This is a genomic window from Labrys miyagiensis (genome assembly GCF_030160835.1).
Taxonomy (GTDB): domain Bacteria; phylum Pseudomonadota; class Alphaproteobacteria; order Rhizobiales; family Labraceae; genus Labrys; species Labrys miyagiensis.
In genome coordinates, this window is sequence record NZ_BSPC01000004.1 from 15447 (window position 1) to 33077 (window position 17631).

At 63.1% G+C, this 17631-nt stretch carries 17 protein-coding genes and 1 tRNA gene; 7 read left to right on the forward strand and 11 right to left on the reverse strand.

Features of this window, described 5'->3' with window-relative positions:
- Nucleotides 1-45: 45 nt before the first annotated feature.
- Nucleotides 46-1245 (reverse strand): amidohydrolase family protein, encoded by a 1200-nt coding sequence (locus QQL24_RS00280; RefSeq protein ID WP_284309877.1) that lies wholly within the window; start codon nt 1243-1245, stop codon nt 46-48.
- A gap of 494 nt (nt 1246-1739) precedes the next feature.
- Here QQL24_RS00280 and QQL24_RS00285 point away from each other — a divergent pair, with 494 nt between their 5' ends.
- Both QQL24_RS00285 and QQL24_RS00290 read left to right on the forward strand, forming a co-directional pair.
- On the forward strand, nt 1740-2156 hold the full coding sequence (locus QQL24_RS00285; RefSeq protein WP_284309878.1) for a nuclear transport factor 2 family protein: 417 nt from the start codon (nt 1740-1742) through the stop codon (nt 2154-2156).
- A gap of 116 nt (nt 2157-2272) precedes the next feature.
- Nucleotides 2273-2689 (forward strand): nuclear transport factor 2 family protein, encoded by a 417-nt coding sequence (locus tag QQL24_RS00290; protein ID WP_284309879.1) that lies wholly within the window; start codon nt 2273-2275, stop codon nt 2687-2689.
- Between the two features lie 12 nt (nt 2690-2701).
- Here the strand turns inward: QQL24_RS00290 and QQL24_RS00295 are convergent, their stop codons facing one another.
- A complete protein-coding gene (locus QQL24_RS00295) occupies nt 2702-4546 on the reverse strand; it encodes a monovalent cation:proton antiporter-2 (CPA2) family protein (RefSeq protein ID WP_284309880.1) in 1845 nt (614 codons plus the stop codon).
- Between the two features lie 225 nt (nt 4547-4771).
- On the opposite strand from QQL24_RS00295, the gene QQL24_RS36405 reads away from it, so the two are divergent.
- Nucleotides 4772-4993: a hypothetical protein gene (locus QQL24_RS36405; protein WP_348536416.1), complete on the forward strand. Its 222-nt coding sequence runs from the start codon at nt 4772-4774 to the stop codon at nt 4991-4993.
- Between the two features lie 119 nt (nt 4994-5112).
- On the opposite strand, the gene QQL24_RS00305 is transcribed toward QQL24_RS36405, so the two are convergent.
- The 6 genes from QQL24_RS00305 to QQL24_RS00330 form a co-directional block, all read right to left on the reverse strand.
- The gene (locus tag QQL24_RS00305; RefSeq protein ID WP_284309881.1) at nt 5113-5385 is read right to left on the reverse strand and encodes a type II toxin-antitoxin system ParD family antitoxin; all 273 of its coding nucleotides are present in this window, start codon (nt 5383-5385) and stop codon (nt 5113-5115) included.
- Nucleotides 5386-5560: 175 nt separating this feature from the next.
- The gene (gene groL, locus QQL24_RS00310; protein WP_284309882.1) at nt 5561-7201 is read right to left on the reverse strand and encodes a chaperonin GroEL; all 1641 of its coding nucleotides are present in this window, start codon (nt 7199-7201) and stop codon (nt 5561-5563) included.
- Between the two features lie 142 nt (nt 7202-7343).
- The gene (groES, locus tag QQL24_RS00315) at nt 7344-7631 is read right to left on the reverse strand and encodes a co-chaperone GroES (RefSeq protein WP_284309883.1); all 288 of its coding nucleotides are present in this window, start codon (nt 7629-7631) and stop codon (nt 7344-7346) included.
- Nucleotides 7632-7906: 275 nt separating this feature from the next.
- On the reverse strand, nt 7907-8785 hold the full coding sequence (locus tag QQL24_RS00320; RefSeq protein ID WP_284309884.1) for a DMT family transporter: 879 nt from the start codon (nt 8783-8785) through the stop codon (nt 7907-7909).
- Between the two features lie 195 nt (nt 8786-8980).
- Nucleotides 8981-9415, reverse strand: coding sequence for a CHRD domain-containing protein (locus QQL24_RS00325; protein WP_284309885.1), 435 nt, complete (start codon nt 9413-9415; stop codon nt 8981-8983).
- Nucleotides 9416-9618: 203 nt separating this feature from the next.
- The gene (locus QQL24_RS00330) at nt 9619-10206 is read right to left on the reverse strand and encodes a hypothetical protein (RefSeq protein ID WP_284309886.1); all 588 of its coding nucleotides are present in this window, start codon (nt 10204-10206) and stop codon (nt 9619-9621) included.
- Nucleotides 10207-10544: 338 nt separating this feature from the next.
- On the opposite strand from QQL24_RS00330, the gene hemA reads away from it, so the two are divergent.
- From hemA to QQL24_RS00345, 3 genes are all read left to right on the forward strand, one after another.
- Entirely contained in the window at nt 10545-11774 is a 1230-nt protein-coding gene (gene hemA, locus QQL24_RS00335; protein WP_284309970.1) for a 5-aminolevulinate synthase, read from the forward strand.
- Nucleotides 11775-12162: 388 nt separating this feature from the next.
- The gene (locus QQL24_RS00340; protein ID WP_284309887.1) at nt 12163-13170 is read left to right on the forward strand and encodes a glycoside hydrolase family 25 protein; all 1008 of its coding nucleotides are present in this window, start codon (nt 12163-12165) and stop codon (nt 13168-13170) included.
- A gap of 264 nt (nt 13171-13434) precedes the next feature.
- A complete protein-coding gene (locus QQL24_RS00345; protein WP_284309888.1) occupies nt 13435-14286 on the forward strand; it encodes an alpha/beta fold hydrolase in 852 nt (283 codons plus the stop codon).
- 43 nt (nt 14287-14329) lie between these two features.
- Here QQL24_RS00345 and QQL24_RS00350 read toward each other — a convergent pair whose 3' ends face one another.
- The 3 genes from QQL24_RS00350 to QQL24_RS00360 form a co-directional block, all read right to left on the reverse strand.
- Complete coding sequence (locus QQL24_RS00350; RefSeq protein WP_431310619.1) at nt 14330-15157, reverse strand: transposase; 828 nt, start codon at nt 15155-15157, stop codon at nt 14330-14332.
- A 421-nt stretch (nt 15158-15578) separates the two neighbouring features.
- Nucleotides 15579-16874: a UDP-N-acetylglucosamine 1-carboxyvinyltransferase gene (gene murA, locus QQL24_RS00355; RefSeq protein WP_284309889.1), complete on the reverse strand. Its 1296-nt coding sequence runs from the start codon at nt 16872-16874 to the stop codon at nt 15579-15581.
- Between the two features lie 160 nt (nt 16875-17034).
- On the reverse strand, nt 17035-17208 hold the full coding sequence (locus QQL24_RS00360; RefSeq protein ID WP_284309890.1) for a hypothetical protein: 174 nt from the start codon (nt 17206-17208) through the stop codon (nt 17035-17037).
- A 103-nt stretch (nt 17209-17311) separates the two neighbouring features.
- Here QQL24_RS00360 and QQL24_RS00365 point away from each other — a divergent pair.
- Nucleotides 17312-17386 (forward strand) — tRNA-Thr (locus QQL24_RS00365).
- Nucleotides 17387-17631 lie beyond the last annotated feature (245 nt).

Genomic DNA, 17631 nt, shown 5'->3' on the forward strand with positions numbered 1-17631 from the left:
GTGGGTCTCTAAAGCCTCTTCCACGGTGAGGGGCGGTTTCAGCCCTCAATGCCCCACGATCACCGGCACCTTGGTTGCCGGCGGCGTGTTGCGGCTGCGCTGGGTGCGGACCACGCCGTCGATGATGGTCATGCCGATGCCGGGCAGGTCGCCGAGCTGGATGGAATCGAGCAGGTCTTTGCCGGCCGAATGCTGGGCCTTGTCCATGATGACGAAGTCGGCGGCGCGGCCGACTTCCACGATGCCGCAGTCGAGGGAGCGTAGGCGGGCGGTGTTGCCAGTGGCAAAGCAGAGCGCTGTTTCGGCCGGGACGTCGCCGAGCGAGGAGAGCATCGAGACCATGCGCATGATGCCGAGCGGCTGCACGCCCGAGCCGGCGGGGGCGTCGGTGCCGAGGATGACGCGTTCGAGCTGGTTCATCTCGCGGGCGATGCGCAGCGTGTAGAGGGCCGCGCGCTCATTGCCGTTGTGCACGAGTTCGAGGCCGCGGCCGCAGCCCTCGCAGATGCAGCGGATCTGGTCGGTGGGCAAGGCGGTGTGGCCGCCATTGATATGGCCGACCACATCGGTATCGGCCTCCAGCACCACATCCTTGTCGATCAGGCCGGAGCCGGGGATGGAGGGGCCGCCGGTGTGGATGGTCGACTGGATGCCGTATTTGCGAGCCCAGGCCACCATCCGGCGTGCCGTTGGGCCGTCCTTGACGCCGCCGAGGCCCACTTCGCCGAGCAGCTTCACGCCGGCGGCGGCGAGATCCCTGAAATCCTCCTCGACCATGTCGGGCTCGATCACCGGCGCGCCGGCGTGGATCTTCACGCCGCTCGGGCGGAAGGCGGTGAAGCAGCGCTGGGCGTAGATTGCCATCGCCTTGAGGCCGACGACATCGCGCGGGCGGCCGGGCGTGTGCACCTCGCCGGCCGAGACCATGGTGGTGACGCCGCCATGGAGGTTGGACTCGATCCAGCCGAGCTGGTTCTGGCGCGGCGTCCAGTCGCCGGCGACGGGATGGACATGGCTGTCGATCAGGCCCGGCGTCACCGCCGTGCCGTTGGCGTCGATGATGCTGGTGGCGCCGGAAAGGTCGAGATCCCCGGAGCGTCCGATGGCGGCGATCCTGCCGCCGATGGAGACGATGGTGTCGGCGTCGAGGATGGGCCTGGTGATATCGCCGCTCAGAAGCAGCCCGATATTGCGGATGACCAGCTTGTCATCGGCTCCGCCGGCCTTGGTTTCCTCTTGCGCCATCATCCGCTCCCTTGGTTGGCCTGAAGTCGTTAGTCTACAAACAATTCCGGGGAGCTCAAGCGAGCATCGCGCTGGCGCAGAGCTCGGAACGTGGGTTTATAAAGGCGGGGAACGTCATTCCCACAACCAAACCAAAGGTTTGGTTGGATGACCGTATCCTCACAAGCTTCGCTTGTGCGTGGAGACCCGGAATCTATGAACACTGTCCTGTGAGGTCTGTGTTCATGGATTCCGGCGTGTCGCTACGCTCCAGCCGGAATGACGAACCGGTCCGCCCCCTACTGTTGTTAACCCAAGTTCGGAGCCCTGGCGCTCGCCGGGGCAACCGCGTCGCCTCATGCAATCCGCCTCTCTTTCCGAAGGCAAGGCAGAGGCGTAGTATGGCCTCAGGTCTCCATCCAAACGTGTGGTGTCAGTCTGCTCTGCCAGCCGTTTCTTGCCGGTGGAATCATTCCCTGCGAGGCGATGTGCTGAATGCGGCAAGGGGGAACAACATGAGCGACAGAAGTCTGATCGAAGCCTTTGTGCACCAGAGCTATAGCCGGCGCCGCGCGGGCGATATCGAAGGCATCATGGGGGATTTCGGGGCCAATCCCGTTTTTCGGCTGGCCGGCGATGAGATCCTCGGCGCCTTGACCAAGGAGATCCGTGGTCGCGAGGCTTTGCGCCAGATGGTTCAGTCTCTGGTCGAGCTCTGGGATTGGTCCGAACATGGCATCGACACCATCCTGATCGAGGGCAACCGCATCGTCGTGCACGGCAAGGGCGTGGTCCGTTTCCTGCCAACAGGCGAGCGCTTCACCACGGAGACGCTGGACCTGCTCACCCTCGTCGATGGCAAGATCAGCGAGTTCGTCGAGTTCTGCGACACGCACACCGTTGCAAAAGCGATGAGTTCATTGGCTGCCTGACCGTTTCCGGTGGTTGGGCCTGACGACACGCCCCAGGCCGGCCCTTTTCCATAACCAAGGCGGCTCGCGGTGCCATGCCGCCCTGGACTTGCCGACAACCCGAAGGGAGGAACGTCTTGAGCAATCGTGACCAAGTTGAAGCCGTCGTTCGCGAAATCTATGCCCGTCGCTGCGCGGGCGACGTCGATGGCCTGATGGCCATGTTTGGACCCGATCCGCACTTCCGGCTGGCGGGCGACGAGATTCTGGGTCCCCTGACCACCGAGGTGCGCGGCCGCGAGGATCTACGCGCGATTCTGGAACGTCTGACGAATGCCTGGGATTGGAGGGACTACCGGGTCGACACCGTGGTGGTGGAAGGCAACCGCGCCGTCGTGCACAGTAAGGGCACGATGTTTTATGTTCCGAAGCAGCAAAGCTTCCCGACAGAAACGCTCGATCTTATGACTATCGCTGACGGCAAGATCGCCGACTTCCTGCAATTCTGCGATACCCACATGGCAGCCAGGGCAATGGATATCTTGCCCGTGTGAGAGACAAGCCGCTCAGCCCGTCTCCTCGTCCTCCTTCGCCTCCTCGGCGGCGTTGATGGCGTCGCGGTTCAGCGTGACGCCCTTGGTATCCGGCCGCTCCAGCGGTTCGGGCTTCAGCAGGCGCTTGGAGTTGACCAGATCGATGCCGGCATAGATGCCGCCCTGCTGCTGGGCGACGATGCGCTTGGCGTCGCGGTCGCGTACATCGTCGATGATCTCCTCGGCTTCCATGTTGTCGACGCCGAGAGCCTCCAGCGTGGAGCGGCCGAAGGCGAGGGCGCTCTCGAAGGTCTCGCGCATGTGGTAGTCGACGCCGGCTGTCAGCAGCGCCAATACATGCTGGCGATCATAGGCCCTGGCATAGACTTCGGTCAGCGGGAACTCGGCCTTGACCATCTCGACGATCTTCACGGCATCGGCGCGGTTGTCGATGGCGATGGCGATCACGCGCGCATCGGCCGCGCCCGCGGCGCGCAGCACGTCGAGCCGGGCGCCGTCGCCGAAATAGACCTTGGAGCCGAAGCGCGAGGCGACGTCGATCATCTCGACATCCTTGTCGATGATGGTCGTCTCGATGGCGGCTGTGCGTAGCACTTGGCTGACGACCTGCCCGAAGCGGCCGAAGCCGATCACCAGCGCCTTGCCGTGGGCATCGGAATAATCCTCCTCGATGGTGAGCGCGGGCGGCGCGAAGCGCTTCAGGAGGCGCTCCGATCCCGCCGCGATCAGCGGGCCGAACAGCATGGTGAGGGCGGCGAGCGCCTTGGCGAAGGCCGCCTGCTCGGCGTTCAGGAAGCCATAGACCGCACCGAGGGGAATGAGCACGAAGGCGAATTCGCCGGCCGGCGAGAGCAGGATGCCGGAACGCAGCGCATCGAGGCGGGACGAACCCATCAGGCGGAACACGGCCGCGACCGAGACCGACTTGACCAAAGCGAGGCCAAGGGCGAGGGCGATCAGCGCCAGCCAGTTGTCGAGCACCAGCCGGCCATTGATGTCCATGCCGACGCTCATGAAGAAAAGGCCGAGCAGCAGGCCGCGGAAGGGCTCGATATCGGCCTCCAGCTCATGGCGGAACTGCGATTCGGCCAGCAGCACGCCGGCCAGGAAGGCGCCGAGCGCCATCGACATGCCCGCCCATTGCATCAGCAGGGCGGTGCCGAGCACCAGGAGAAGGGCGGCGGCCGTCATCACCTCGCCCGCCTCGGTCGAGGCGAGGATGCGGAAGAGCGGGTTGAGCAGATAGCGTCCGGCCAGCACCACCACGGCGATCGAACCGATCATGATGGCGGCATTGAGCAGGCCATTGCCCTCATGGGACGCGTGCGCCATCTCGACCGAAAAGAGCGGGATCAGGGCCAGGATCGGCACCACCGACATGTCCTGGAACAGCAGCACCGCGAAGCTGCGCTGGCCGTAAGGGGCCTGCAATTCGCCGCGCTCGTTCAGCACCTGCAGGGCGATGGCAGTGGCGGACAGGCCCAGCGAGATGCCGGTGATCGCCGCCCCGAGGATCGACAGGCCCAGGGAATAGGCGATGCCGCCGATCACCAGCGCACAGACCACCAGCTGCAGGCCGCCGAGGCCGAAAATATCCTTGCGCATGGCGAGCAGGCGCGAGAGCTGCAATTCGAGCCCGATGACGAAGAGCAGCAGCACGATGCCGATCTCGCCGATATGCTGGATCGTGCCGGTGTCGGTAAACAGGGCAAAGCCAGAAGGACCGATCGCGACGCCCGCGATCAGATAGCCGAGAATGGCGCCAAGCCCGATGCGCTTGAAGATCGGCACCGCGATGACCGCGGCACCCAGGAAAAGGAGAAGGCTGGGAAGAAAGGAGGTGTTCGCGTGTTCCATGAGCCTTCATGCAACTGATGGGAGGGAGAGGTCAACGCTGGGAGCGCAGGCATCCCTACCTGCTTTTGGAAGCGATACGACGAAGAATGAGAGTGACCCAAGATCTATTCTTGAAAAGGCTGGTTTCAAGAAGGGGATCTTCTGAAAACGTAATTGGTAGGAACCAGATCTTGGGAGGTTCGTGAGTAAGCGGGACCCGATGCTCGGAACTCAGGAAGCGCATCCGTGCCCCGTGAGGACCAGTTATTATTCGTCTTGTTAGTCGTCGCCCTTGAAGACCGCCTCAAAGTCTTGCCCGCCATAAAATATGCCCTCGATCAGCACCCTGTCGGTTGCAACGACAAAGGCAATGGTAATTCGCCGTTCGAAACCGATCGTACGCAATCCGGGCATGAGATCATCGCGCCTCGTGCCGCGTTTTGGAAGGTCCTCAAACCTTTGCAATAGTCAAGAATGCGGGTGATGTAGCCGTCAGCAATGGCTTCGCTCGCCTTGCCTTCGATGTGGGCGTGGAGCTGACCGATGTGGCGCTCAGCCAGAGGCGTAAAGATGACCTGCACGACCTATCACACCGCTCCGGTGGCGCGCCTGGCCTTCATGCGCTTTAGAATATCTTCGGCAGGGACGCCTTTAGACGGATCGTTGAGATATTCCTGGTGCCCTGCAAGCACCTCGTCGCGAAGCCAACGCTCGACCGCCGCATCGCGTTCAATGAGCGCCCGCACACCCTCACGCAGCACTTCGCTGACCGAGGCATAGGCCCCCGATGTAACTTTCTGCTCCACGACATCCGCCATATCGTTCGGCAGCGTTATGCTGAATTGCTGGGTTGTTCTCATAGGAGCTCCTCCCGGATCAATGATAGCAGGGCAGTAGGATGGAATACTATCATAGTCTGCGTTTGCGCCCCAATCCACTTCGTCGAGGGTTGAGCGCGGTTGTCGCGCTCCCGGCAAAGAAAAAAGGCGGTGCCTCGCGGCACCGCCCTTCCTTCATCTCACAGGGAGCTTGGACTTAGAAGTCCATGCCGCCCATGCCGCCGCCGCCCGGCATCGGGGGCATTGCGGACTTTTCCTTCGGCGCTTCGCCGATCATGGCTTCCGTGGTGATCAGGAGCGAAGCCACCGAAGCGGCGTCCTGAAGCGCGGTGCGCACGACCTTGGCCGGATCGACGATGCCCTTCTCGAGCATGTCGACATATTCTTCCGTCTGAGCGTCAAAACCGAACGTCTTCGACTTGTTCTCGAGGATCTTGCCGACGACGATCGAGCCTTCGACGCCCGAGTTCTCGCAGATCTGGCGGATCGGCGATTCCAGCGCCTTCTCGACGATCTTGATACCGGCGCGGATGTCGGAATTGTCGGAAGTCAGCTTCGAAACCGCAGCCTTGGCACGCAGCAGAGCCACGCCACCGCCGGGGACGATGCCTTCCTGAACGGCCGCGCGGGTGGCGTTCAGCGCGTCATCAACGCGATCCTTCTTTTCCTTGACTTCCACTTCGGTGGAACCACCGACGCGGATCACGGCAACGCCGCCAGCGAGCTTGGCCAGGCGCTCCTGGAGCTTCTCGCGGTCGTAGTCGGATGTCGTTTCCTCGATCTGGGCCTTGATCTGCCCAACGCGGCCTTCGATGTCCTTCTTCTTGCCAGCGCCGTCGACGATCGTGGTCTTCTCCTTCTCGATCGACACCTTCTTGGCGCGGCCGAGCATCTGGAGGGTCACGGTCTCGAGCTTGATGCCGAGGTCGTCGGAGATCACCTGGCCGCCCGTGAGGATGGCGATGTCTTCCAGCATGGCCTTGCGGCGATCGCCGAAGCCCGGAGCCTTGACGGCAGCGATCTTCAGGCCGCCACGCAGCTTGTTGACGACGAGCGTTGCGAGAGCTTCGCCTTCGACGTCTTCAGCGACGATGAGGAGGGGCTTGCCGGTCTGCACGACGGCTTCGAGCACCGGCAGCATGGCCTGGAGGCCCGAGAGCTTCTTCTCGTGGATGAGGATATAGGGATCCTCGAGGTCCGCGATCATCTTCTCGGCGTTGGTGATGAAGTAAGGCGAGAGATAGCCACGGTCGAACTGCATGCCTTCGACGATGTCGACTTCGGTGTCGAGGCTCTTGGCCTCTTCGACCGTGATGACGCCTTCATTGCCGACCTTCTGCATGGCCTTGGCGATTTCGCCGCCGATGAAGGCGTCGCCATTGGCCGAGATGGTGCCGACCTGGGCGATCTCGGAGGAGTTGGCGACCTTCTTGGAGCGGTCGGCAATGTCCTTGACGGCAGCCTGGACGGCCATGTCGATGCCGCGCTTCAGGTCCATCGGGTTCATGCCGGCGGCCACAGCCTTGGCGCCTTCACGAACGATCGACTGGGCCAGGACGGTGGCGGTGGTGGTGCCGTCGCCAGCGGTGTCGTTGGTCTTGGAGGCGACCTCACGAACCATCTGGGCGCCCATGTTCTCGAACTTGTCCGCGAGCTCGATCTCCTTGGCGACGGTGACGCCGTCCTTGGTGATGCGGGGAGCGCCGAACGACTTCTCGATCACGACGTTGCGGCCCTTGGGGCCGAGCGTGACCTTGACGGCATTGGCGAGAATGTCCACGCCGCGCAGCATCTTGTCGCGCGCATCGGTGGAGAATTTGACTTCCTTGGCAGCCATATTGGTGTCCTCAGAGTGAAATTATGTGTGATATCCGCTGGCTAAAGTGTTCTACTTTCAGATCGAATTGCCAAGCATCGCAAAATGCTCCTTCTTCCAATGCATTATCTGGAAGAATGCTTCGACCTGAACGCATTTTGCTTTAGGCGACGATACCCATGATGTCGGATTCCTTCATGATGAGGAAATCCTCACCATCGAGCTTGATCTCAGTGCCCGACCACTTGCCGAACAGCACGCGATCGCCAGCCTTGACGTCGAGCGGGGTCAGCTTGCCGGCCTCGTCGCGGCCACCGGGGCCAACGGCGACGACCTTGCCCTCCTGGGGCTTTTCCTTGGCCGTGTCGGGGATGATGATGCCGCCCTTGGTCTTTTCTTCGGCATCGACGCGCTGTACGACCACGCGGTCGTGGAGCGGACGGAACTTCATGGCTTATTTCCTCTTGTGCGACAGGCGCGGGGTGCGCCCACATTCCACATCGAAGGGATTATCTTGACGCCGTTAGCACTCACCTCAAGCGAGTGCTAACGGCTGGCCCGGATTTAGTCAGACCCCCTCGGACTGTCAAGAAGCGCGTGGGCAAAGAATTTCTGGCGGGCGTGTTTTCATGAAGGCGGGATTGGTGTGCCGATCTTCAGACCGGCTTCCTGTCCTGCACGCACTGCGTTCCATGCCGGCCTGGACACCAGCGTCCCGGGCATGCCTCATGCCGTCCGGCCTCGGCCCTGGCTGAAGGTCGCGAACAGGCAGGCAGCCATGATCAAGGCCGCGCCGGCGAGCGTCCAGCTTGTCGGGATCTCGGCGAAGATGAAGTAGCCGAAGAGCATCGCCCAGATGAAGGAGGTGTATTCCATGATGCCGAGGCGGCCGGCATGGCCGCGCGCATAGGCCCAGGCGAGGCACAGATGCCCGCAGGTGCCGAACAGCCCGACGGCGCCGGCGATCAGCCAATGCAAGGGCGGCACCGGCTGCCAGTTCCATACTGCTGTCGGCAGCACGAAAAGAAAAGCGAAGCAGTTGGAGAGGAAGACGATGGTGACAGTCGAATCCTGGGCTGTCTGCTGGCGCATCAGCACCATGGAAATCGCATAGAAGAAGGCGCAGCCGAGCGCTGCCAGCAGGCCGACGAGATCGAAGCTGTGGGTCTCGCCCACCTCCTGGCCGCGGGCGATGACGATCACCCCGGCAAAGCCCACCAGGATGGCGACAAGCGCCGGGATCGCCACCGGCTCCTTGAGGATGAGGCGGCCGAGCAGCGCCATCAGCAGCGGTGCGAGGAAGGTGAGGGTGATCGCTTCCACCAATGGCAGGCGGGCGATGGCGGTGAAGAAGCAGGCTGCCGTCGCCACCACGATGAGGGCGCGCAGGGCGTTGCGCCTCATGGCTGCCAGGCTCGGCCGGCCCCCGCCGACAATCAGGTAGATCAGCACGGCGAACAGCGCGCCGCCGCCATAGCGCAGGGTGACGGCTTGCGTGAGCGGATAAGTCTCCGAAATCACCTTCATGCAGGCGTCGAGGAAGGACAGGAAGGTGACGCCGAGACCCGACATCAAAATCGGGCGGAAGGAGGTTTCGTTCCTCATGGCGCGCGATCGCAGACAAAGGCCAGCCAGCCGCTGGCAGCCTGGCCGGCAGGCTCGCGAATGCGGGTTTCAGGGGGTGAAGACACAGGGTACGGTCGCAGCGCAGGAAGGGAACCAGCCTCTCAATAAAGAGGCATCTCCTGCGCCGCAATCGCCATTTTCAGAGGCAGCGAAAGACGATTCGCTGGAGGTTGCCTATTTCTCAGGCATCATCTGGCCGCGGATCTCGCCACCCTTGTTCTGGTCGGTATGGACGTTGAAATAGACATTGCCGTCCGCAAAGGCTTTGGCTTGTTCAGGCGTCAGCGTGGCGGAACCCTTGAAGGGACTCGTCTTCGCCGTCACCGGCACCATCACGCCGGCATTGGCTCCTGCCGGCGCCGGGCCATGGAAATGCGCTGCGGTCTCGGGCCCCGTAAGGCCGGCATAGCTGCCGGACCAGGTCAGCTTGCGGGTGGCGGTATCGAGATCAGCCTCGATTGAACCGGTGCCCTTGGAGGTGGTCGGCGGGTTTTCGCCCGGGCCGGAGAGGTCTGCCTTGTACTTGATGATCTCGGCATGGGCGGGAGCGGCCAAGAGAGCGAGCGACAGGCCGAGGGCGGAGAAGAGCGTCAGACGGCGAAATGACATGATGTACCTCCTTCAAAGGGCGGACAATGTTAGGGCCGATTGTGGTCGCTTGCGTGACTATCGTAGGACGTCACGCTCATGTGATCCAGCACTGTGGTGTCCTAAGCAGGTTCCAGAAAAGTGTACCACGGCTTTCCTACAAGAACCTGCGTCGAAACAAAGACCTAAGCAGGCGAAGCATTGGTTTGCCAATGCAAGTCTGCTTAGTGTCCCGAATGAGAAACGGTGGTGGCTCGCAACTGCCTTCGCAGGCGCAGGGCAAGGAAAGCGAAGACGATAAGCAACCCGGCGACGCTGAAGCCATGCAGGCGGGCGAGGGCTCGAAATTGTTCGTCATCGAATGCCGCGAGCCCGTGCTGATGGCTGCCATGGATGACGAGGAGACCAACGCCGCTGCCAATGACGCAGGCGATCAGGCCGTAGCCCGCTTCCTTGCCGGCAAAGAGCAATGGCGCCAAAGCGAGGCACGGCAGATAAAACAACTCTACCCAGCTGCGAGGCCCCAGCGCGGCGGCTGTGACCATGGTGTTGCCGATCGCGCAAGCCGCCAGCAGGAGCCGGCCTGAAAGCGGTGCGCGGCGACAGACCGCCGGCACGGCGAGGAAGAACGGCGTGGAGAACCAGGTCAACAGGGCGGGCCAGAATTTTCCTCCCGCGATCGCTGCGACATAGAGCGGATAGAAAGGCTGGTTTCCCGCGATGATGAGCGCCACGGAGCCTGCCGCCGCGAGGTGAGGCTCGTCGTTGCCGAAATAGGCGTTGATGCGGCCAAGCCAGCCAAACCGTTTCATGGCACCGTTGCAGACCATCGTTCCAGAAAGCGCAGGAGCAGGATTGCCGCAGACGCGACGGTAATACGTGTGGCAAGCCCGATCGGTTCAATCGAGGAGGCCGATCGAGGTATGCCCGGGCCTAGCAGCCTCCTCGGGCAAGGGGTCCGGACGGAGCGGGGCGCGACCAATCGCCATCCATGTCACGCTGCCTGATGCATTATCACAGGAATGACGATATGACTTTCTCAGTTTTGAGGAGTTCCACACGGGAAATCCCGTGATGTATCCTGGTGCACAGGCACTCCGGCGAGGTCCGGTTATTGAGGCCCAGGCATCGGCAAAGTTGGGTTGAGATGATGAATTACACCGCGATCTTCGAAAATGCGGTCGACTCGCTCCGGCAGGAAAAGCGCTATCGGGTGTTCGCCGATATCGAGCGTATCGCCGGGCGATTCCCGCATGCCCTCTGGCATTCGCCGCAGGGCCGGCGCGAGATCGTGGTGTGGTGCTCGAACGACTATCTCGGCATGGGCCAGCACCCCGCCTCGATCGAGGCGATGGTGACCGCGGCCAGGCAGCTCGGCGTCGGCGCCGGCGGCACCCGCAACATCTCCGGCAACAGCCACCAGGTGGTGATGCTCGAGGCTGAGCTTGCCGATCTCCATGGCAAGGAAGCCGCGCTCGTCTTCACCTCCGGCTATGTCTCGAACCAGACCGGCATCTCCACCATCGGCAAGCTCCTGCCGGACGCGCTGATCCTGTCCGACCAGCTCAACCACAATTCGATGATCGAGGGCGTGCGCCAGTCCGGCCGCGAGAAGGCGATCTTCCGCCACAACGATCTCGACCATCTGGAAGAGCTCCTGCGCAAGGCCGGCCAGGAAAGGCCCAAGCTCATCGCCTTCGAGAGCGTCTATTCGATGGATGGCGATGTCGCCCCCATCGGTCGCATCTGCGATCTCGCCGAGCGCTACAATGCCATGACCTATCTCGACGAGGTACACGCGGTGGGCATGTACGGTCCGCGTGGTGGCGGCATCGCCGAGCGCGACGGCGTGATGGAGCGTGTCGACGTGATCGAGGGCACGCTCGCCAAGGCCTTCGGTGCCCTGGGCGGCTATATCGCCGCAGCGGCGCCGATCGTCGACGCTGTGCGCTCGCATGCGCCGGGCTTCATCTTCACCTCGGCCCTGCCGCCGGCGGTCGCGGCGGCGGCGCAGGCCTCGGTCCGCCATCTCAAGAGCTCGCAGGCCGAGCGTGCCGCCCAGCAGGCCAATGCCGCGAGGACCAAGGCGGCCCTCGCCCGCGCCGGTCTCCCGGTGGCGATCTCCGATACGCATATCGTGCCGGTGATCGTCGGCGATGCCGAGCGCTGCAAGGCGGCGAGCGACCTGCTGCTGGCCGATCATGGCATCTATATCCAGCCGATCAATTATCCGACGGTGCCGCGCGGCAGCGAGCGCCTGCGCATCACGCCGACGCCTTTCCATAACGAGGCTCTGATCGCCGATCTCACCAAGGCTCTGGTGGCGGTCTGGCACAGACTGGACCTGCCCTTTCAGGTGAAGGCGCAGGCCGCGGAGTAGAACTCGGGGAAAGCAGGCTTCCAGCCTGTTTCTTCCCGGGTGCGCGGACGTCCCCGTCCGCTCTTGGAAACAACGCATTCCCGGATAGGAGTTGCCGCCGGCATCGTCTCGCGCGCATGCTCAACCGGGGCTCTCGCAGCACTCGATACCGCCAAAGAGCGGACGGGACGTCCGCGCACCCGGGAAGAGGCAGGCTGGAAGCCTGCGATTCCAGCCGTCTCGTAAGCAAATAGTCACCATGATTCGGGATTGGCGCGCTCCCGCTGCCGCAGGCCGGCCATAACGCGCCAGGATTCAGCCATTTTTTGCGAATTTGGCCCAGATCTTGGGCTGCAGCCTCGGGCAACCAAGGCTGCGGCAGTTTTGGCGTTTGTTCGACAGAGTACCCATGCGTGTTCCCGGCCTTTTCGCCCTTCTCGGCGCTTGCCTTCTCTTGGCCGGCTGCGGCGCAGTCAGCAGCTATACCTCCGGTTCTCCGCGCGTTTCGACGCCGGACACCACCGCGTCCATCGCCGATACGACTGCTCCCCTGCCACCGGCGCCGGTCGAGCAACCCTTGCCGGATTCACAAGCCTTGCCGGATGCCCAGCCCTTGCCAGCCCTGGGCCCCCGAAAAACGGTCGCCTTCGTGGCCGTCCCGCCGGTCCGCCCGGACGCCGTTCCCCTGCCGCGGGAGCCGGCTATGCGGTCCGGTCCGCGCGACCGCATCTACGGCCGCCGCTTCAGCGATGCCAAGCCGATCAATTTCGGCCGGGCCTCCCCCCGTGTGTTCGCCGTGCATGGTGTCGACGTCTCGCGCTGGCAGGGCGACATCGACTGGCAGACCCTGCGCCTCCAGGGTGCCAATTTCGCCTTCATCAAGGCCACCGACGGCGGCGATCATCTCGATCCGATGTTCAGATACAACTGGCAGGCGGCGCATCAGGCCGGCCTGAGGCGCGGCGCCTACCACTTCTTCTACTGGTGCCGCAACGCCGCCGAGCAGGCGCGCTGGTTCATGCGCAATGTGCCCAGGGCCGAGGGCGCCCTGCCGCCCGTGCTCGATGTGGAATGGAACGCCGATTCGGATTGCAAGGCGCGCCTGTCACCCGCCCAGGTGCAGGAAAAGATGCGCGTCTTCATCACCATGGTGGAGCGCTATTACGGCCAGCGGCCCATCATCTACACCGCGCCGGGCTTCTATCACGACAATCTGGAAGGCGCCTTCCTCGACTATCCCTTCTGGCTGCGCTCGGTCGCGCAGCACCCCTCGAAGGTGTTCGACGATCGGAAGTGGATCTTCTGGCAATATTCCGGCTCCGGCCTGTCCCACGGCGTCGATGGCAAGATCGATCTCAACGTCTTCAACGGCAGTGCCGATGCCTGGTATCGCTGGATCGGCGACAATGCGGGGTAGCTGGGAGCGCGGACGTCTCGTCCGCTCTTGGAACCGGGACGCCTGTAAAAAGGGGTGCAGCGTTAACTACGGCAGGGCCTTCCCCTCACGCGACGTTTCTAAGAGCGGATCGTCCGACACTCGCTTGAGTGTCGTAGGGACGTCCGCGCTCCCAGGGGCTGTCCGCGCTCCCGGCATCAGTCTACTAATTTTGTAGATCTTTACCTTCGCGCTTAAAAGGTGGATCGTCGCCTGCGACCGGATCGGAAACCGATGGACCCTGCCATGCGCGTGATCTCTGCTGCCTTCTCCGCCTTCCTGCTGTTGATCGCCTCGCTCGGGACGGTTCTCGCTGCCGAGCGCTGGGAGACCCTGCCGCCGACGCCGCCTCCCGTCGCCGGCGAGAAGAGCGGCTTTGCCGAGGTCAACGGCATCAAGCTCTATTACGCCACCATCGGCAAGGGACCGGCGGTGGTGATGCTGCATGGCGGCCTTGGCAATTCCGATTATTGGGGGCTGCAGGTCAAGGCGCTGGCCCCGCATCACCAGGTGATCCTGGTCGACAGCCGCGGCCATGGCCGCAGCATGCGCGATGCCAGACCTTACGGCTATGACCTGATGGCCGACGACGTCGTGGCGCTGCTCGACCATCTCAAGATCCAGCGCGCTGATATCGTCGGCTGGAGCGATGGCGGCATATTGGGCCTCGACCTTGCCATCCGCCATCCCGACCGCGTCAACAAGATCTTCGCCTTCGCGGCCAACACCGTGACCTCCGGCGTGAAGGACGGCGTGGAAAAGAATCCGACCTTCGCGGCCTATATCGAGCGCGCCGGCAAGGAGTACGGGAAGCTCTCGGCCACGCCGAAGGAATATGACGCCTTCGTCGACCAGATCAGCCATATGTGGGCGAGCCAACCCAACTGGTCGGACGCCGATCTGAAGTCGATCAAGGCGCCGGTGCTGGTGGTCGACGGCGACCATGACGAGGCGATCAAGCGCGAGCACACCGAATATATCGCCACCATCGTACCGGGGGCAGGGCTCCTGATCCTGCCCAATGCCAGCCACTTCGCCTTCCTGCAGGACCCGGACTTCTTCAACGCCGCGGTGCTGGATTTCCTGGATGGGGAGTAGGGCTGAGAGCGCGGACGTCCTTTCTGGGAGTATCCGTATTCGGTCAAGCGGGTTTCGGTGTCCAACTACGATTATCTCGCAAGAGAGCGTTAGCGAGGATAATGAGCTTTCGCATGATAGCGACGATGGCGAGCTTCTTGGGCTTTCCGGCAGCGACCATGGCTTGGTATTTGGCACCGAGATCTGGGTTCCATCGGATGGCGGAGACCATAGGCATATAGAGGGCTCGTCGCAGAAGGGCTCTTCCGCCGCGAATGAAGCGCTTGCCATTTTTGCTGCCGCTGTCGCGTGGGACAGGGGCGAGCCCGGCCAGGCTGGCCGCTTGAGCGGGGGACAGGGTGCCCAGTTCGGGCATGTGGATGAGCATGGCGTGCGCGGTGATGGGTGCCACGGCGGGGATGGAGTCGAGGATTTCGGCTCTGCGCTTGAAGGCGGGATCCTTGTCGGCTCGCTTGGCGATCTCCGCGTCGATGGCCTTTATCTGCGCTTCGGTCAGGGCCAGTGTCTTGGCGAGTTGGCGCTTGATCAGGGGCAGTTCAGCCGTCTGCTGGCGGGTCTGGGTCGCCACTTTGATCTTCATCAGGGCATCGCGAGCTGCGGCCAATTGCTTCATCTCATCAAGGGCCTGGCTGACGATGAGGGTCGGTTCCGGCTGGAAGGCACGGCCATAACGAGCCAGGGTCATGGCGTCGATGCGATCGGTCTTGGCCAGCTTGCCAATGCCTTCGGCAAAGCGCCTGGCCTGGCGCGGGTTGAGCTTGACGGCTGCAAGGCCGGCTGCATTGAGGGCCCGTTCGAAGTGGCGATGGTAAGCCCCGGTGGCTTCGAATACGACACGCTCGACAATCCAGGAAGAAAGCCAGGCAATCAGGGCGCGAAGAGAGCGACATCCAGATAATCTTTGCCGATATCGGTGCCGACGTTCTGTGCTACGCTGCTCGTCATCTTTTCCAAGTCCTCTGCTTGTCTCCGGTGCTAAGCCGGTATCCGTTCAGGCCTCATGGAAAAGAGAGGGGTGGTCAGACTCCTAAGTCAGTCCTTCGATGATCGCAGGCACGACCCGTCCCCTCCCGCCTCCAGCTCGGCGGCCACCGAGCTGGAGGCACCCCAAAGCTAAGCTTTCAGGATAGGATTCGAATAGACAATCGCAGGCGTCTCGCCTGTTCTTGAACCACCGACGCAAAGGAAAAGGGCGCAGACCTCATCGGCTGCGCCCTTTTTGTTGAACTCTATATTTCCAAGAGGCAGGCGAGACGCCTGCGATCCCAGGAAGGACGTCCGCGCTCCCAGGGTTACCCCTCGCTGGAAATCCGCTCGATCTGCGCGCCACAGGCGGCGAGCTTGCGCTCCAGGCTCTCGAAGCCGCGATCGAGGTGATAGACGCGGTTGACGGTGGTCTCGCCCTGCGCCGCCAGGCCTGCGATCACCAGCGAGACCGAGGCGCGCAGGTCCGTCGCCATCACCGGCGCGCCCTTCAGGGTGGGTACGCCCTCGACGATAGCAGTCTGGCCGTCGAGATGGATGTGGGCGCCGAGCCGGGCGAGTTCCTGCACATGCATGAAGCGGTTCTCGAAGATCGTCTCGGTGATGCGCGATTTGCCCTTGGCCTTGGTCATCAGGCCCATCAGCTGGGCCTGCAGGTCGGTGGGAAAGCCCGGGAAGGGCTCAGTGGTCACCGCAACCGGGTCGATGCCGTGGCCGTTGCGGCGCACGCGGATGCCCTCATTGGTGGCGGTGATCTCGGCGCCGGCCTCGCGCAGCACGTCGAGCGCGTTCTCGAACAAGCCGGGCTGGGCGCCGTCGAGCATGACGTCGCCACCCGTCATCGCCACGCACATCGCATAGGTGCCGGCTTCGATGCGGTCGGATACCACGCGGTGATGGGCGCCCTGCAGGCGGGAGACGCCCGTGATCTCGATGGTGGAGGTGCCGGCGCCCTTGATCTTGGCGCCCATCTTGATCAGGCAGTCGGCGACATCGACGATTTCGGGCTCGCGCGCCGCATTGTGGATGACGGTGGTGCCGTGGGCGAGGGTGGCGGCCATCAGCGCCACATGGGTGCCGCCGACGGTAACTTTCGGAAACTCGATCTCGGCGCCCTTGAGGCCGTTCTTGGCCTGCGCCACCACATAGCCGTTCTCGATGTCGATGGTGGCGCCCAGGCGCTCCATTGCCATCAGCAGGAAGTCGACCGGCCGCGTGCCGATGGCGCAGCCGCCTGGCAGCGAGACGCGAGCCTGGCCCATGCGGGCGAGCAGCGGGCCGAGCACCCAGAAGCTGGCGCGCATGCGCGAGACGAGTTCATAGGGAGCGGTGGTATCGACGATGGTGCGGGCATCAAGGCGCACGGTCTGGCCGGTGAGCTCGACCTCGCCCGGGCGCTTGCCGGCAATGGTGACGTCGAGGCCGTGATTGCCCAGGATGCGGGCGAGCAGGGCGACGTCGGCGAGGCGCGGCACGTTGGTCAGGGTCAACACGTCTTCGGACAGGAGGCTCGCAATCATCAGCGGCAGGGCAGCGTTCTTGGCACCGGAAATCGGGATGACGCCGTGGAGCGGCGCGCCGCCGGTGATCTTGATGCGATCCATGATCAGTCCTTCGAAATGGCTTCGGCCCGCTCGCGAGGGAAGAGCTATAAGGGGGCCGGGACTCCGAAACGAGTCACTCAAACACTAAGGTTAACCGGTTTGAGTAAACGAACCACAAAGGCCGGACAAGGGCGAAACCCCGGCCGCAGGCGGGTGGCGGCTATTCGGAATCCTCTTGTGACTTTTTCGCATCGCTTTTCGGCGCATCGGCCTCCTCGACCGAAGCCGCATCGCGCCCGCGCGCCTGCGACTTGCGCCGCCCAAGATTGGCGCGCAGGGCCTTGGCGAGGCGCTCGGCCCGCTTTTCGGCTTCGGTTTTGGGAGGCGAACTCATCTAATCAGCAACTTTATACGGCAGGCGTCTTGCACTGAAGCCTCCCTTGTGGCACTAGGGCGCCGCGCCGGGCAAGTCCCTTCGGACGAGTCCCCTGGCAGATGCTGCAGTAGCTCAGTGGTAGAGCACTCCCTTGGTAAGGGAGAGGTCGAGAGTTCAATCCTCTCTTGCAGCACCACCTTTTTTGACCCGTTGAAATTGCAGGCTGTTACCTTCGCGAGGCTCTGCGCATGTTGGCGCGGGAGCACCGCCCCGATGCCTTCCCCCCTTTTTTTGCCGGCATGGCCATGGCGCATGGTTGACAGATATTCCGCGAAATAGAAAAGGCGACAATTCAGGGGATATTCGATGACCAAGAGGCAGCAGCGGGGCATTGCGGCATAGAATGCGGGAGGGGCCCTCCTTCGCGGAACGAACCGCTCA

Coding starts and splice junctions, on each gene's coding strand:
- groL (WP_284309882.1), bottom strand. CDS start 7,201: ATGGCTGCCAAGGAAGTCAAATTCTCCACCGATGCGCGCGACAAGATG.
- QQL24_RS00345 (WP_284309888.1), top strand. CDS start 13,435: ATGCGCGTGATCTCTGCTGCCTTCTCCGCCTTCCTGCTGTTGATCGCC.
- QQL24_RS00280 (WP_284309877.1), bottom strand. CDS start 1,245: ATGGCGCAAGAGGAAACCAAGGCCGGCGGAGCCGATGACAAGCTGGTC.
- QQL24_RS00330 (WP_284309886.1), bottom strand. CDS start 10,206: ATGAAACGGTTTGGCTGGCTTGGCCGCATCAACGCCTATTTCGGCAAC.
- QQL24_RS00305 (WP_284309881.1), bottom strand. CDS start 5,385: ATGAGAACAACCCAGCAATTCAGCATAACGCTGCCGAACGATATGGCG.
- QQL24_RS00320 (WP_284309884.1), bottom strand. CDS start 8,785: ATGAGGAACGAAACCTCCTTCCGCCCGATTTTGATGTCGGGTCTCGGC.
- hemA (WP_284309970.1), top strand. CDS start 10,545: ATGAATTACACCGCGATCTTCGAAAATGCGGTCGACTCGCTCCGGCAG.
- QQL24_RS00340 (WP_284309887.1), top strand. CDS start 12,163: ATGCGTGTTCCCGGCCTTTTCGCCCTTCTCGGCGCTTGCCTTCTCTTG.
- QQL24_RS00360 (WP_284309890.1), bottom strand. CDS start 17,208: ATGAGTTCGCCTCCCAAAACCGAAGCCGAAAAGCGGGCCGAGCGCCTC.
- murA (WP_284309889.1), bottom strand. CDS start 16,874: ATGGATCGCATCAAGATCACCGGCGGCGCGCCGCTCCACGGCGTCATC.
- groES (WP_284309883.1), bottom strand. CDS start 7,631: ATGAAGTTCCGTCCGCTCCACGACCGCGTGGTCGTACAGCGCGTCGAT.
- QQL24_RS00325 (WP_284309885.1), bottom strand. CDS start 9,415: ATGTCATTTCGCCGTCTGACGCTCTTCTCCGCCCTCGGCCTGTCGCTC.
- QQL24_RS00285 (WP_284309878.1), top strand. CDS start 1,740: ATGAGCGACAGAAGTCTGATCGAAGCCTTTGTGCACCAGAGCTATAGC.
- QQL24_RS00295 (WP_284309880.1), bottom strand. CDS start 4,546: ATGGAACACGCGAACACCTCCTTTCTTCCCAGCCTTCTCCTTTTCCTG.